Genomic DNA, 15,153 nt, shown 5'->3' with positions numbered 1-15,153 from the left:
ACGAGCCGTCGAGGCTGCAACGGCCTCAACGGAAAAGGTTCATGATTTACGGAGAGTTTCGATGTTCAAATCGGTATCGGATAGCGCCGCTGCTGCAGACGGCGGTTCGCTTGCGCTCTTCGTGGAACGAATTGACGGGCAAACGGAACTGTTTGTGATCAATCGCTCCCTCGCGTCACGCGGAACGCCCGACTACAACAAAGTCAGCTCCAGCCTTCGACCACTTGCCGAGGAGGATTGCGGGAAGATTGCAGCTGCTCTCGAGCCGCTTTTGACAACGACGCCATCGATTCATCCGTTGGCGGATTTTATCGATACGTTGAAACAGCAAACATCCCGCTGATCGGAAAAATGGCGCAGCCAATCAAACGCTGGCTTCAGCCTCGCGCTGCTTCGCCAGCGCCGCCAGATCGGCAGGCTTCAGTTCCACCGACTCACCGCAGCCGCAAGCGGACGTCTGGTTCGGGTTGTTGAAGGTGAAGCCGGAGCGCATCTTGGTCACTTCAAAATCCATCTGGGTGCCGAGCAGATAGAGCACGGCGGAGGGCTGAACCCACACCTTGGCTCCATCGAATTCGACCAGATCGTCCTTCGCATCCGCTTCCGTCACGAGGTCGATGGTATATTCCATGCCCGCGCAGCCGCCCTTCTTGATGCCGACGCGCACACCCTTGGCGTCCGGGCCGGAATTCTCGACGATTGCTTTAACGCGCGAGGCAGCAGCGCCGGTCATGGTCATGATCGCAAAGCCCATGGGCTTAATTCTCCTTCGACAATCGAGTTCAAGGCTCGATGTTTATGGATTTCAATTTAATAGCGCTTGAAGGCGCCATCAAGGGATGACGCCTGTCAAAATCACGTCAGTCTCAATACCAGCCGACGGCGACCTGTGCCTCTTCCGACATGCGGTCCGGCGTCCACGGCGGATCGAAGGTCATCGACACTTCGACACCGGAAACACCTTCGACAGCGCCGACGGCATTTTCCACCCAGCCCGGCATTTCGCCGGCCACCGGGCAGCCGGGCGCTGTCAGCGTCATGACGATCTTGACCATCCGGTCGTCCTCGATGTCGATCTTGTAAACGAGACCGAGTTCGAAAATATCGGCCGGAATTTCCGGATCGTACACGGTTTTCAGCGCCGCGATCACGTCGTCGCTAAGACGCGCCAGTTCGTCGGGCGCAATGGAAGACGGCTTTGCAGCGTCTTCGGTCACATCATGGGTCTTTGCAGTGGCTTCGGCAGTCATGGTCCTGAACCTCAATCCTGATATCAGGCGAAAAATTTGCGCGCATAATCAAGCGCCTCGACAAGACGATCTACTTCGGCGCGGGTATTGTAAAGGCCGAACGATGCCCGGCATGTGGAGGTGACGCCGAACCGTTTCAAGAGCGGCATGGCACAATGGGTGCCGGCACGCACGGCAACGCCGCGCCGGTCTATCACCATCGACACGTCATGGGCATGGATGCCCTCGAGTTCGAAGGAGAAGATACCGCCCTTATCAGGCGCATTGCCGATGATTCGCAGTGAGTTGACCTCGCGCAGCCGCTCGGCAGCATAGGCCGCAAGATCAGCCTCGTGGGCTGCAATCGCGGCACGGCCGAGATTGTCCATATAATCAAGCGCATAGCCAAGACCGATAGCCTGCACGATGGGCGGCGTTCCCGCTTCGAAACGATGCGGCGGCTCGTTATAGGTCACATTGTCTTCGGACACGTCGAGGATCATCTCGCCGCCGCCCTGGAACGGCCGCATCTCGCTCAGGCGGTCAGCCTTGCCGTAGAGCACGCCGATGCCCGAGGGACCGTAAAGCTTGTGGCCGGTCATGACGTACCAGTCGCAATCGATATCGCGCACGTCGACCGGCATGTGAACCGCGCCCTGAGAGCCATCGACAAGCACCGGAATGCCGCGCTCATGGGCGATGCGGCAGATTTCCTTGACCGGCACGATGGTGCCCAGCGCATTCGACATATGGGTGATGGCAACGAGCTTGGTGCGCTCCGTCAGGCTTTTTTCGAAAGCCTCGATATGGAACGCGCCGTCGTCATCGACAGGCACCCAGACAAGCTTGGCGCCCTGCCGCTCGCGAATGAAATGCCACGGCACGATGTTGGAGTGATGTTCCATGATCGAGATGACGATCTCGTCGCCCTCGCCGATCTTTGGCATGCCGTAACCGTAAGCAACCGTATTGATCGCCTCGGTGGAGGATTTGGTGAAGACGATCTCGTCCACCGAACCGGCATTCAGGAAACGGCGCACCTTTTCGCGCGCCGCCTCATAGGCGTCGGTTGCGGCATTGGAGAGGAAATGCAGGCCACGATGCACATTCGCATATTCATTGGAATAGGCATGCGAAACGGCGTCGATCACCACCTGCGGTTTTTGAGCGGACGCGCCGTTGTCGAGATAGACCAGCGGCTTGCCATAGACCTCGCGCGACAGGATCGGGAAATCCTTCCGCACGGCTTCAACGTCATAAGGGGCCGCCAATGCGGCGCGTTCGCTCTCAGGCATGATGTTCCAGCCAGCCGGAGATGATAGTCTCCAGCGCCTCTACCAGATTTTCTTCTTCCAGTTCCTCGGCGATCTCAGCGACAAAGGCGTTGACGAGCATCGCCCGCGCCTTTGCCCGCGGCACGCCGCGCGCCATCAGATAATAGAGATGGTTGTCGTCGATATCGGCAACCGTCGCACCGTGACCGCACTGAACGTCGTCGGCGAAGATTTCAAGCTCCGGCTTTGCCGAGAACTCGCCATCGTCAGACATCAGCAGCGTATTGCACGCCATCTTCGCATCGGTCTTCTGGGCATCGGGGGCAACCCGGATCATGCCCTGGAAAATGCCCTTTGCACGGTCGAAGACCACGTTGCGGAACACTTCCGTCGAGGTCGTGTTCGGCACGTTGTGGCCAAGAACCATCGTCACGTCGGTATGGGTTTCGCCGCCCAACAGGTTGACGCCGCGAACGATGAGGTCAGTACCCTCGCCGTCCACGTCGATGCGCAGTTCCTGCCGCACCAGCTTGCCGCCGGCATTGATGACGAACAGACGAATCTTGGCGTCCGCACCGATTTTCATGCGCAGCTGGCCAAGATGAATATCGGCCGCGCCCTGTTGCTGCAGGATGATCCAGGTCACTTCCGCACCGTCTTCGACAACGATGTCGGTGACGGAGGAAACCAGGGCGGCATCTGAAGTCACCGAAAGGTGACGCTCGATGACGGTCGCCTTCGAACCCTTGCCGAAGCGCACCGGGAAGCGGCTGTGAACCTGACCTGCGCCATGGATCGCCTGCAATTCGATCGGCTTTTCGATCTCGGCATCAGCGGGAATGTCGAGCATCAGGCCGTCGCGCACGAAGCTGCCGTTGATACGGCCGATCACGTCGTCCTTGCTGGCTTCCGCAAGGCCTGTGGCGGCCGAGCCGTCAAGCAGGCTTTCGGCAAAGCTGGAAACGCTGATGTCCTCGATCTTGCCAACATTGGCCGTGCCATGCAGCACGTAGGCGACGGACGAGCCGGCGACAACAGACGCCTGCTTTTCGATAACAGGTGCGGGCTGGTCCTCGGGAATGGCACGCAACAGGCTCTTGAGATCGGTATAGTGCCACGCCTCGATGCGGCGGGTCGGAAGACCGCCGGTCTTCAGATCGTCGAACAGCACGTCACGGGCGGCGACAACCGCACCATTGCCCGGCAATTCGCTGAACTTGGCGGTATAGGCGTCGATCAGCGCGGTTTCCGCTGGCGTCAGCCGATTGGTCGTTTGAATGTTCATGGACATCACCTCCTGGCCTCTGGCTTAGGCCGCTTCACCGATGATGTCGGCGTAACCATTGTTTTCCAGCTCCAGCGCCAGGGCCTTGTCGCCCGAACGGATGATCTTGCCCTTGTAAAGAACGTGAACGCTATCAGGCACGATGTAATCGAGCAGGCGCTGGTAGTGGGTGATGACGACAGTGGCGCGATCCGGCGACTTCAGCGCATTGACGCCATCAGCCACAATCTTCAGCGCGTCGATGTCGAGGCCGCTATCGGTTTCGTCGAGAACGCAGAGCTTCGGCTCCAGCAGTGCCATCTGCAGGATTTCGGCGCGCTTCTTCTCACCGCCGGAGAAACCAACGTTCAGCGGACGCTTCAGCATGTCCATGTCGATCTTCAGATCGCCGGCAGCTTCCTTGACGCGACGGATAAAGTCCGGCGTCGTCAGCTCGGCCTCGCCGCGCGCCTTGCGCTGCTCGTTCATAGCAACCTTGAGGAACTGCATGGTGGCAACACCGGGAATTTCGACCGGATACTGGAAGGCCAGGAAAATACCCTTGGCAGCGCGCTCGGCGGCATCCAGTTCCAGAATGCTTTCGCCGTTATAGAGGATGTCACCGGAGGTGACTTCATAGTCTTCGCGGCCCGACAGGATGTAGGACAGCGTCGACTTGCCGGAACCGTTCGGGCCCATGATGGCCGCAACTTCACCGGCAGCAACCTTAAGGTTGAGGCCCTTGATGATCTCGGTTTCGGTATCGGCGATTTTTGCGTGCAGGTCGATGATTTCAAGCATGGTTTTATCCTAAGAATAGTGTGAGCGAAGGTGCGCGAAACCGCGCACTCAAAGTGCGTATTCGTATGACGATCAGCCGACCGAACCTTCCAGCGAAATGCCGATCAGCTTCTGCGCTTCAACCGCAAACTCCATCGGCAGCTGCTGGATGACATCCTTCACGAAGCCGTTGACGATCAGTGCGATGGCCGACTCCTCGGGAATGCCGCGCTGCAGGCAATAGAACAGCTGGTCTTCGGAAATCTTCGACGTGGTCGCCTCATGCTCGAAATGAGCAGACGAGTTCTTCGCCTCGATATAGGGCACGGTATGCGCGCCGCACTTGTCGCCGATCAGAAGCGAGTCGCACTGCGTGAAGTTGCGCGTGTTGGTCGCCTTGCGGTGAGCCGAGACCTGTCCGCGATAGACGTTTTCCGAGAAACCGGCGGCAATGCCCTTGGCGATGATGCGGCTCGACGTGTTCTTGCCGAGATGGATCATCTTGGTGCCACTGTCGATCTGCTGATGGCCGTTGGAAACCGCAATCGAATAGAATTCGCCACGGCTGTCGTCGCCGCGCAAAATGCAGGAAGGGTATTTCCAGGTGATGGCAGAACCGGTTTCAACCTGCGTCCACGAAATCTTCGAACGGTTGCCACGGCAATCGCCGCGCTTGGTCACGAAGTTGTAGATGCCGCCCTTGCCGTCCTTGTCGCCCGGATACCAGTTCTGGACTGTGGAATATTTGATTTCGGCATCGTCGAGTGCCACGAGTTCCACCACGGCGGCGTGAAGCTGGTTCTCGTCGCGCTGAGGTGCCGTGCAGCCTTCCAGATAGGAGACGTAGGCGCCTTCTTCGGCGATGATCAGCGTGCGCTCGAACTGGCCGGTGTTCTTTTCGTTGATGCGGAAATAGGTGGAAAGCTCCATCGGGCACCGAACGCCTTTCGGCACGAACACGAAGGAACCATCGGTAAAGACGGCCGAGTTCAGCGTTGCGTAGAAATTGTCCGTCTGCGGCACGACCGAACCGAGATATTTCTTCACCAGATCAGGATATTCGCGCACGGCTTCGGAGATCGACATGAAGATCACGCCGGCCTTTGCCAGTTCCGCCTTGAAGGTGGTGACAACGGAGACGCTGTCGAACACGGCATCCACGGCCACACGACGGTTTTCCACGCCGGCCAGGATTTCCTGTTCCTTCAGCGGGATACCCAGCTTCTCGTAAACCTTCAGCAGCTCTGGATCGACTTCGTCCAGCGACTTCGGGCCGGGCGTGCTTTTCGGTGCGGCATAATAATAGAGATCGTTGAAGTCGATCTTGGGGTAGCTGACGCGCGCCCATGTCGGCTCTTCCATCGTCAGCCAGCGCTTGTAAGCCTCAAGACGCCATTCCAGCATCCATTCCGGCTCCTGCTTCTTGGCCGAGATGAAGCGGATCACTTCTTCCGAAAGGCCCTTCGGGGCCTTATCGACTTCGATTTCGGTTTCGAAGCCGTATTTATACTGGTCCACATCGATCTGGCGAACCTGATCGATCGTTTCCTGAACCGCTGCCATGTCGTTCTCCAATCTCGCCGGAGCCAAGGTCCGGTGGCTTGTCAACGTATCAAGGCGGATAGCCGCCTTCATCCATCTTCGGGCAAATAATCCGGGCCCGTATAAACGGGGCGGAGCTTATACCCATGTAAGTGCGGGATGGCGCTTTTCACACATCCCGGCAAGCGGAAAATTGCTATTCCGCAATTCTTTGCCGCATTTTAAGCGGCCTGACCGGTCAGCCTGCGCCGCCCGGCAATTTTCGTAAAGGCTGCGAGCGCGTGCTCGATATCCGCCTCATCAGTCGCATGACCAAGGGAAATCCTGAGTGCGCCAAGCTTGGGATCGCGTCCCATCGCCGTCAGCACATGGCTTTCACCCACCTTGCCGGACGAGCAGGCCGAACCGGCCGAGAGCGCAATGCCTTCGATATCGAATGCAATCTGGCCCGTTTCCGCCTTCAAACCGGGCAAGGTGAAAAACGTGGTATTGCCGACACGGCCGACATCCTCACCGTAGATGATCACGTCAGGCGCGACTGCCCGCATGCCGTCTTCCAGCCTTGCGCGCAGCGCTGCAAGACGCGTCGCTTCGGTCTCGAGGTTTTGCGCAGCAATAGCGGCGGCTGCACCGAAACCGATGACCGACAGGGTATTTTCAGTACCGGAACGATGTCCCTTTTCCTGACCGCCACCATGGATCAGCGGCTTCGGCATCATCACCTCGCCGCGGGACACCAGCGCCCCAGCACCCTTCGGGCCACCAAGCTTGTGGGACGAGATCACAAGGAAATCGGCCTCCAATGCATTGATATCGAGCGGAACGCGGCCAGCAGCCTGCACGGCATCGACGACCATCAATCCCCCAGCTGCATGTGCAAGCCGCGCCGCTTCAGCCACCGGCTGAAGAATGCCGGTCTCATTATTGACCAGCATGCAGGCGACCATCGGCAGACCAATGGACTTGTCGTGCGCTGACAGCAGCGCCTCAAGGGCCGCAAGATCGATGACACCCGTTGACGTAACGGGAATTTCCGTAACGTCAGCCTTGCCGAACCGGCCTCCTTCACGAAAAGCCGGGTGTTCGATCGCCGAAACGTAAAGACGACCATAGCGCACGGGAGCGCGCCCCATCTTGAATTCAGGCGAAAGCACCAGATTGGCCGCTTCGGTCGCACCGCTCGTAAAGGTCACATGCGACGCCTGGGCGCCGCAGACCACAGCAACGTCACGACGCGCGGCCTCGACGGCCGCACGGGCTGCGCGCCCTTCCCGGTGTACGGAGGACGGATTACCCGTGATATCGAGAGCGCGGACAAGAGCATCCCGCACGGCAGGCAAAAGCGGCGCCGTGGCGTTCCAGTCCATATATGTGCGCGTCAAAACCGTCATCGCGGAAAAGCTTCGCTCAATCTTCCATGCGCCAAAACGCATTTTTCTTGAAATTACAGTTGCGCTTGCCTTATGACACGGTCCGAGTGCTTAAGCACACGCAAAGTTTCGAATTATTCTAAACTGCGTTCTAGAAAAGATGACACAGTTCGTCAAGTCTTCTCGTCGGAAGAATGCGGTTGGAGAATGAAAAAACACGACCGGAGTACCAATGCCCGAAGTCATTTTTAACGGCCCTGCGGGTCGCCTCGAAGGCCGTTATCAACCCTCCAAGGAAAAGAGCGCGCCGATAGCGATCATCCTTCATCCGCACCCGCAGTTCGGCGGCACGATGAACAACCAGATCGTTTATCAGCTCTTCTATCTTTTCCAGAAGCGCGGTTTCACGACGCTCCGGTTCAACTTCCGCTCCATCGGCCGCAGCCAGGGCGAGTTTGACCATGGCGCCGGCGAGCTTTCCGATGCCGCATCCGCTCTCGACTGGGTGCAGAGCCTGCATCCCGATTCGAAAAGCTGCTGGGTCGCCGGTTATTCCTTCGGCGCCTGGATCGGCATGCAGCTTCTGATGCGTCGCCCTGAAATCGAAGGTTTCATGTCGATTGCGCCGCAGCCCAACACCTACGACTTCTCTTTCCTCGCCCCCTGCCCGTCTTCCGGCCTCATCATCAATGGCGACGCCGACAAGGTCGCGCCTGAGAAGGACGTCAACGGTCTGGTCGAAAAGCTGAAGACCCAGAAGGGCATCCTCATCACCCACCGCACCCTTCCCGGCGCCAACCACTTCTTCAACGGCAAGGTTGATGAGCTGATGAGCGAATGCGAGGACTACCTCGACCGCCGCCTGAATGGCGAACTGGTTCCGGAACCGGCAGCGAAGCGCATTCGGTGACAAGCCGCCCGGTGTCGCGACAGGTTTTGATCTGGCTGCAATGATCGACAACGGGCTTGGCTGCACCCCTCTGCCCTGCCGGGCATCTCCCCCACAGGTGGGGAGATCGAATCGTGGTGACCTCCCGACGCTCTTTAACGTAGCGACTCAGGCGGAGATCAGGCGTCTGGCCAATCTCCTCCTTGTGGGGGAGATGACCGCCAGGCCAGAGGGGGGGGCAAGCCCGCCGTCGTCTATTACGCCCTGACCAAAACCCCACCCGTAACCGGCTCATTCACACCGGTCGTCCCCGGATAGGTTAGCGGCAGCCCCTTCAGCGATCGCACCGCCAGATAGGCCCAGGCCTCAGCCTCCATCGCCCCGCCGTCGAACCCCGCCTCTTCCGCCGCGATTACCCGCGCACCCTGCTTGGCAGCAAGGCTCGCAAACTCTTCCATGATAACAGGATTGAGCCGCCCGCCGCCGCAGATCACATAGGTCTTAGCCGCTTCCGGCAAATAGCTCGCCGATTTGAGGATCGCGGCACCCGTCAGATGCGACAGCGTGCGTGCGCCGTCCGCCAGCGAAACCTCGCCCTTTTGCGGCGGCACGAAATCGCTGCGGTCAAGCGAGCGGCGGATATTGGCCGAGAAGAACGGGCTTTCCATGTAGCGCGTCACTAGCGAGGCAACGACGCTGCCGCCCGCCGCCGTCCTGCCGCCCTTGTCGAAGGCTTTGCCCGTATGCGCCTCGATCCACTGGTCGATCAGCATATTGCCGGGACCGCTGTCGAAAGCCGCAAGCCGCCCTCCCTCGCCGATATAGGTGAGATTGGATATGCCGCCGATATTGACGAAGACGGCGGGCGTTTCGAAGCCATCAGGCAGATTGGCGGAGAGCGCCATGTGGTACGCAGGAATGAGCGGTGCGCCCTGCCCGCCATGCACCATGTCGTTGGCACGCATGTCGTAAACCACATCGATACCGGTTTCCTCGGCCAGAAGTGCGCCGTCGCCGATCTGCACGGTCAACGCCTCATCCGGTCGATGCAGCACCGTCTGGCCATGAAAACCGATCACGTCTATATCGCTGGCTTCAAGCCGGTGGCGGTGGAGGAAGGATTTGACCGCCGCCGCATGGGCAAGCGTCAGCTTGCGTTCCGCATCCGCGAGGTCACCCGGACGCTCGCGCCGTTCGCGAATGGCTTTGGCCGTAACCAGCGCCTTCTGCCACGTGGCGCGCAGGCCCGGATCATAGGGGAAATAACCGCTCGGCCCATGCCGGACCACGTTTTCGCCATCCGTGCGCAACAGGGCGATATCGATGCCGTCCATCGATGTCCCGCTCATCAGCCCGATTGCAGTTTTGACCTCGCCCACGCGCTGCTCCCTTTCAATATCGAATCATGCGGAGATGAATCGCCGTTATTCATGGCCGAAACGGGTGCACTTTTCAAAAAACAATGGTAAAGCCCCCCGCGTTCATTGACAGACAATGACGGCAAAGGTCCAACCAGAAAGAAAAAGGTTATGTCCAGGTTCAAGTCCGATTTCCTCCGCACGCTCGATGAGCGCGGCTTCATTCACCAGATCTCCGACGAGTCGGGTCTCGACGAACTGTTCGCCAAGGAAACCGTGACCGCCTATATCGGCTATGACCCGACGGCCTCCAGCCTGCATGTCGGCCACCTCACCCAGATCATGATGCTGCACTGGATGCAGAAGACCGGTCACCAGCCGATTTCGCTGATGGGCGGCGGCACCGGCATGGTTGGCGATCCCTCCTTCAAGGAGGAGGCCCGCAAGCTGATGACGATCGACATGATCGAGGACAACATCACCTCGCTCAAGCACGTCTTCGCCAACTACCTCGATTACGATCGCGCGGAAAATCCGGCGCTGATGATCAACAATGCCGACTGGCTGCGTGGGCTCAACTACCTCGAATTCCTGCGCGACGTCGGCCGCCACTTTTCGGTCAACCGCATGCTTTCCTTCGACAGCGTGAAGACGCGCCTCGACCGCGAGCAGTCGCTGTCCTTCCTCGAATTCAATTACATGATCCTCCAGGCCTACGATTTCGTGGAGCTGAACCAGCGTACCGGCTGCCGCCTGCAGATGGGCGGCTCTGACCAGTGGGGCAACATCATCAACGGCATCGATCTCGGTCACCGCATGGGGACACCGCAGCTCTATGCGCTGACCTCCCCGCTTTTGACCACCTCTTCGGGTGCGAAGATGGGCAAGTCCGCGTCCGGTGCCGTCTGGCTCAACAAGGACCTGCTGCCGGTCTATGATTTCTGGCAATACTGGCGCAATACGGAAGACGCGGACGTGGTTCGCTTCGCAAAGCTCTTCACCACGCTGCCGATGGATGAGATCGCACGCATCGCCGCCCTTGGCGGATCTGAGATCAACGAGGCGAAGAAAATCCTTGCAACGGAAGTGACGGCCATTCTGCATGGCCGTGCCGCTGCCGAAGAAGCTGCCGAAACGGCGCGCAAGACTTTCGAGGAAGGCGCGCTTGCTGAAAACCTGCCCTCCATCGAGGTTCCGGCATCCGAACTCGATGCCGGCGTCGGCGTCCTGTCGCTCATCGTCCGCGCTGGCCTTGCCGGCTCGAATGGCGAAGCCCGCCGTCACGTTCAGGGCGGCGCGGTAAAGATCAACGACAAGGGCGTATCCGACGATCGCCAGATGATCGGTTCCGCCGAGATCACCGGCGATGGCATCATCAAGCTTTCGGTTGGCAAGAAGAAGCACGTTCTCGTTCGCCCGGCGTAACACCCGCGCAAATCATCAGATGAAGGGCCGCGGAAGCGGCCCTTTTTATTGAAACTCGAAAATCTGCCTGAAGACGCCCGGCGCTATCAGCGACAGCGGGTTGATTGTCAGCTTCGGCTGGTCCGTCTGGCCGGAAAGCTTGAAGGTGATGCCGAGCAACCCGCGGTCGCGGCCGTTGCCGAGGAAAATGCCGATAAAGGGCAGCTCGCCGAACAGCCGGTTCAGGCCATAGGCGGGCATGAAGGTGCCGGTCATGTCCATACGGCCGTTCTGGTCTTTCAGCAGGCCCTGGAAGGTCGCCCCGATCTGTTCGCCGCGCACCACGCCGTTTTCCACCGCAACCGAGCCGTTGACGTAAACGAGCCGGGCAAAACCGCGCTGGAATTTCTCCGAGCTGACATCGATATTGCGGCGGACCGCCGTGTTAAGGCTCCGGCCGTCATCGCCCGTCGGCGTGGCGACGATATCCTGAAGCTTCGCTTCGTTGACGACGGCGAAATTGCGCAGATCGAGCGAGCCGCTCCAGTCGCTGCCGTTGACGGTCGAGAGTGCGAGATTGAGAAGACCACCGCGAATGCGGGTGTAGATATTGGAGAAACGGGCAAGAGAACCGGCGTCGCTGCTGGTAAGCGTCACGGTTCCCGTCGCGCCGCGATTGGTCGTCTGCGCCACAACCGCCTGGCCCCTGCCGGTGACGCCGCGAAAATCAACCGAACGGACCTTGCCGTCACGCACACTGACATCGGCACTGACATTGGAAAGGATCTCGTCGTTGAAGCCGTAGACCTTGTCGAGTTGCGCCTTGATGGCAAGGGACGGCTGCGAACGCGATGTGCCGTCACCTGCCCCTGAGGAACTGCGAAGCTTTGAGAGGAAAGGCCGGAGATCGGCCGATTTTCCCGAAGCGTTGATGCTGTATCCGTTTTTGGAGGCAGTGACGGCGACGGCGTAATTGTCGGAAGGTGACAATTGCACGCGGCTGAGATCGGCCGAAATCAGCCCGTTCTTGGTGAAGGTGACATCTCCGGCAGCGCCGAAGCCGTCCCCGGTTAGGGAGAAATCACTGATCGTCGTGCGGCCATCGCTGGTTTCCAGGGTAAAGGTCGCTTTTGCCGGAATACCGACGCCCTTGCTCCATCCAAGCCCCGGCAGAATGATAGACGCCTTCGCCAGATCGAGCTGTATCTCCTGACTTTTCGTATCCGCGCCATCGATTTCCACAACGGTCGTGCCGCCAAGAACCGTGGAAAGCTCCGGTGCAAGCTTGGCGACCTGCGTCTCGTTCAGGGTTGCTTTCAGCGACAGCGTTGGAGCAACGTCGCTATTCTTGCGCACCGGCTCCGTCATCTCGATAGACATCGGCACATCGTCCACCCGGCCCTTGCCTTCAAGCTTGAGCTGCCGGTCGTTGATGGACATGAAACCGTCAAGCGCGGTCACCTTGCGGCCGGCAAACGGTTTTGTCAGCGACAGGTTCTTCAGATCGAGATCGGCCGTCCACACCGGCGGCGGTGGATTTTGGCTGGAAAGCATGCCGACGGTCAGCTTTGCATTCGCCGTCACGTCGCCGGTGAAGTCATCCGGCTTGAACTGCGTATCCTTGAGCGCATTGATAGGCTTCAGCGTCGCAAGCTCCGCCACGGCATCGGCCGAGCCCGAAACGTTCAACTCGAGATTTCCAAGCAGGGGCTTTGCATAGACGTCGGACATGGAGAACCGGCTGTCCTCCAGCGCAAGCGACCGATTGGAGGCGAAATAGGATGTCGCGTTCTTGAGATCGACATTCATCCGGCTGCCGACGAGATTGAAATGCGCATCCACGTCGCGCAGCGGCGGAATGTCGCCGGTGGTATTGAGACGCGTGCCGTCGATATCGAAGCGGATCTGCATTTCGCTCTCGCCCAGCACCAGCGGGCAACCGGGACCGCACATCCGTCCCTGCGGAATGAAGATCGCAATCGAGCCGTTCGTGACCGTGCCGCCATAAAGATTGGACACCACCCACTCGCGCGGCTTGTGCGCCATCCAGAACGGCCAGAGCTGCTTGACCGCCGTGGCCTCCATCTTGGGAATCTGTCCGGCGAAACTGATTTCAGGCGAGCCCTGGCCAAAGCGGATTTTCAGCGAGCCTGCCATGTCTCCAAGAGGGCCGGTAACGTATAGCGAGGGAACCTCGAGCTGCCTGGTCGCGACATTGAATTGCCCGTCCGCCTTCAAGCTGAAAGGAACGGGGTCTTCGCCAGAGGCTTCAGCCGAGGCAACCGCATTGTCGATCCGCAGCGAAAGACCGAAGCCCTCTTGGGTATCCGTGATTTCCCCAGTGACCGGAATAGCCGTTCGCCCAAGGTCGATCCGCGAATTCCCAATGACAAGACTGCTTTTCTGAAAATCGTAGCGCGCGTTGACTGTGCCGGCAGTGAAGGGTTGAGCCTCGCCGCCGATAAGAAGCATTCCATTGCCCATGCCAAGCGAGATTTCCAGCCGCGGCTCATGTCCGGGCATGGAACGCCGGGCGAGAATGCTGACACCGGTCTTGACGTTCAGACCCTCATGAAGATTGCCTTCAGGATCGAATTTTTCCAGAAAAGGACCGATGTCGAAACCGTCGATGCGCGCGTCGAAACCGTCGATCACACCGCCTGATCCCGATGTCTTTAGCGACAGGCTGGCGATTTCGCCGTTAAACAGCGTTTCACCCTCAAGCGAATATCCGCCCTGCTGGTCAGGGGTCAACGAAAGTTCACGCACTTCAACGACGCGTGGCTTGCCGGCTTCGCTCGGCGGCAAGTGGATCGAAACGCTGGAAATATCGATTTCCTCGGTTCCGCTGCTTAAAAACGCCTGCGCCAATTTGTCCAGCTGGGAAAACGCCGCCTGCAACTGCTGCGGAACCGCGTCCAGCCGGATGCTGGCGAGATCGAAACCGTTACCCTTCGGCAAAAGGGCCGTATCGAGTTCCATCCCGTCGGCCTCGAGACTTTGCACGGAGACGCGTCCGGTCAAAAGCGCTAGCGGATCGAGCGCCATGCCGATAGCCCTTGCCCGGCTCAAATGCTGGCCGGATTCCTTCTCGACGATATCCACATCCTCCGCCACCAGCGCAAGCCGCAGCCCGGTCGAGAACCTGATGGCCGAAGAACCGATTCGCGCGCTGTAGTGGGGTCCGAGCGCCCGTTCGAGCGCCTGCTGCGCCTGGCTGGAAAGGGCATTGTCGATCGATCCGGTTTCGACGGAGACAATGATGCCGCCGATGGACAGGAAGGCCAGTACGAAAAGAGCAGCGAAAATCTTGATGAGAGCACGCGCCATGGAGCGCGGCGCCGGGCAATGCACGATGAGAGGATCTTCGGCCTGCGCCGAAGGAAGATCATGCAGCGCAACGATATCGCGCTTGCTGAACTTGACCTTTTCACCCCTTACTTCAGCCATACGCCCGTGTTTGCCCCTGAATAGCTTTTGTTTCGCCTCAACACTGGACGACGCCCGGTTTCGCTATATATCGAATGTGGCGACTTTCACTCAACATCCCGGCGAAAGAAAGATGATTATGACAGAACTGACGATTGGCAGCCCTGCCCCCGATTTTACTTTGCCCCGCAACGGTGAAGGAACGGTGACATTGTCCGGCCTGCGAGGCAAGGCGGTCGTTCTCTATTTCTACCCGAAGGACGACACATCCGGCTGCACCGCCGAAGCGATAGATTTCAGTGCCCTCGGCGCGGAATTCGAGGCCGCCAATACTGTCGTCATCGGCATTTCCCCTGATAGCGTCAAAAGCCACGACAAGTTTGCTGCAAAGCACAAGCTTTCGGTGATGCTGGCCGCCGACGAGGAACGGAAGGCGCTCGAGGCCTACGGCGTCTGGAAGGAAAAAAGCATGTATGGCAAAAAATACATGGGTGTCGAACGCACCACCGTCCTCGTAGCACCTGACGGTACGATCGCGGAAATCTGGAACAAGGTGAAGGTTCCGGGCCACGCACAGGCCGTTCTCGACGCCGCACGGAAGCTCTGAGAGACGC

13 protein-coding genes are annotated in these 15,153 nt (G+C 59.2%); 4 read left to right on the top strand and 9 right to left on the bottom strand.

The genetic code is table 11. The features are described from left to right. The first annotated feature begins 61 nt into the window (after positions 1–61). Positions 62–343 (top strand): hypothetical protein, encoded by a 282-nt coding sequence (locus FB593_RS00600; protein ID WP_019567106.1) that lies wholly within the window; start codon positions 62–64, stop codon positions 341–343. 21 nt (positions 344–364) lie between these two features. On the opposite strand, the gene sufA is transcribed toward FB593_RS00600, so the two are convergent. From sufA to FB593_RS00565, 7 genes are all read right to left on the bottom strand, one after another. Further along, complete coding sequence (sufA, locus tag FB593_RS00595; protein WP_003515971.1) at positions 365–754, bottom strand: Fe-S cluster assembly scaffold SufA; 390 nt, start codon at positions 752–754, stop codon at positions 365–367. Between the two features lie 112 nt (positions 755–866). Next, the gene (locus FB593_RS00590; RefSeq protein ID WP_003515972.1) at positions 867–1,250 is read right to left on the bottom strand and encodes an SUF system Fe-S cluster assembly protein; all 384 of its coding nucleotides are present in this window, start codon (positions 1,248–1,250) and stop codon (positions 867–869) included. Positions 1,251–1,273: 23 nt separating this feature from the next. Next, positions 1,274–2,524: a cysteine desulfurase gene (locus FB593_RS00585; RefSeq protein WP_003515973.1), complete on the bottom strand. Its 1,251-nt coding sequence runs from the start codon at positions 2,522–2,524 to the stop codon at positions 1,274–1,276. Continuing rightward, positions 2,517–3,788 (bottom strand): Fe-S cluster assembly protein SufD, encoded by a 1,272-nt coding sequence (gene sufD, locus FB593_RS00580; RefSeq protein WP_111796303.1) that lies wholly within the window; start codon positions 3,786–3,788, stop codon positions 2,517–2,519. Before sufD ends, FB593_RS00585 begins: the two co-directional genes overlap by 8 nt. Positions 3,789–3,812: 24 nt before the next feature. Next, positions 3,813–4,568 (bottom strand): Fe-S cluster assembly ATPase SufC, encoded by a 756-nt coding sequence (gene sufC / locus FB593_RS00575; protein ID WP_003507958.1) that lies wholly within the window; start codon positions 4,566–4,568, stop codon positions 3,813–3,815. A gap of 72 nt (positions 4,569–4,640) precedes the next feature. Beyond that, positions 4,641–6,110, bottom strand: coding sequence for a Fe-S cluster assembly protein SufB (gene sufB / locus FB593_RS00570; RefSeq protein WP_003507956.1), 1,470 nt, complete (start codon positions 6,108–6,110; stop codon positions 4,641–4,643). Positions 6,111–6,310: 200 nt separating this feature from the next. Beyond that, positions 6,311–7,480 carry a cysteine desulfurase family protein gene (locus tag FB593_RS00565; RefSeq protein WP_145166245.1) on the bottom strand — a complete coding sequence of 390 codons (1,170 nt, stop codon included), beginning with the start codon at positions 7,478–7,480 and terminating at the stop codon, positions 6,311–6,313. Between the two features lie 211 nt (positions 7,481–7,691). Here FB593_RS00565 and FB593_RS00560 point away from each other — a divergent pair, with 211 nt between their 5' ends. Then, positions 7,692–8,369: an alpha/beta hydrolase gene (locus FB593_RS00560; protein WP_003507952.1), complete on the top strand. Its 678-nt coding sequence runs from the start codon at positions 7,692–7,694 to the stop codon at positions 8,367–8,369. 236 nt (positions 8,370–8,605) lie between these two features. Here FB593_RS00560 and FB593_RS00555 read toward each other — a convergent pair whose 3' ends face one another. Beyond that, entirely contained in the window at positions 8,606–9,727 is a 1,122-nt protein-coding gene (locus FB593_RS00555) for an anhydro-N-acetylmuramic acid kinase (protein ID WP_019567102.1), read from the bottom strand. A 150-nt stretch (positions 9,728–9,877) separates the two neighbouring features. Between FB593_RS00555 and tyrS the strand changes: the two genes are divergently transcribed. After that, positions 9,878–11,131 carry a tyrosine--tRNA ligase gene (gene tyrS / locus FB593_RS00550; protein ID WP_003515978.1) on the top strand — a complete coding sequence of 418 codons (1,254 nt, stop codon included), beginning with the start codon at positions 9,878–9,880 and terminating at the stop codon, positions 11,129–11,131. Positions 11,132–11,176: 45 nt separating this feature from the next. Here the strand turns inward: tyrS and FB593_RS00545 are convergent, their stop codons facing one another. Continuing rightward, a complete protein-coding gene (locus tag FB593_RS00545; protein WP_145166244.1) occupies positions 11,177–14,560 on the bottom strand; it encodes a DUF3971 domain-containing protein in 3,384 nt (1,127 codons plus the stop codon). Between the two features lie 118 nt (positions 14,561–14,678). On the opposite strand from FB593_RS00545, the gene FB593_RS00540 reads away from it, so the two are divergent. After that, complete coding sequence (locus FB593_RS00540) at positions 14,679–15,146, top strand: peroxiredoxin (RefSeq protein WP_013636380.1); 468 nt, start codon at positions 14,679–14,681, stop codon at positions 15,144–15,146. Positions 15,147–15,153 lie beyond the last annotated feature (7 nt).

Source organism: Rhizobium sp. SJZ105 (assembly GCF_007828365.1).
Classification (GTDB): domain Bacteria; phylum Pseudomonadota; class Alphaproteobacteria; order Rhizobiales; family Rhizobiaceae; genus Agrobacterium; species Agrobacterium tumefaciens.
The sequence above is the reverse complement of the archived record's forward strand: the minus strand, read 5'-3'. Positions and strand labels throughout refer to the sequence as shown.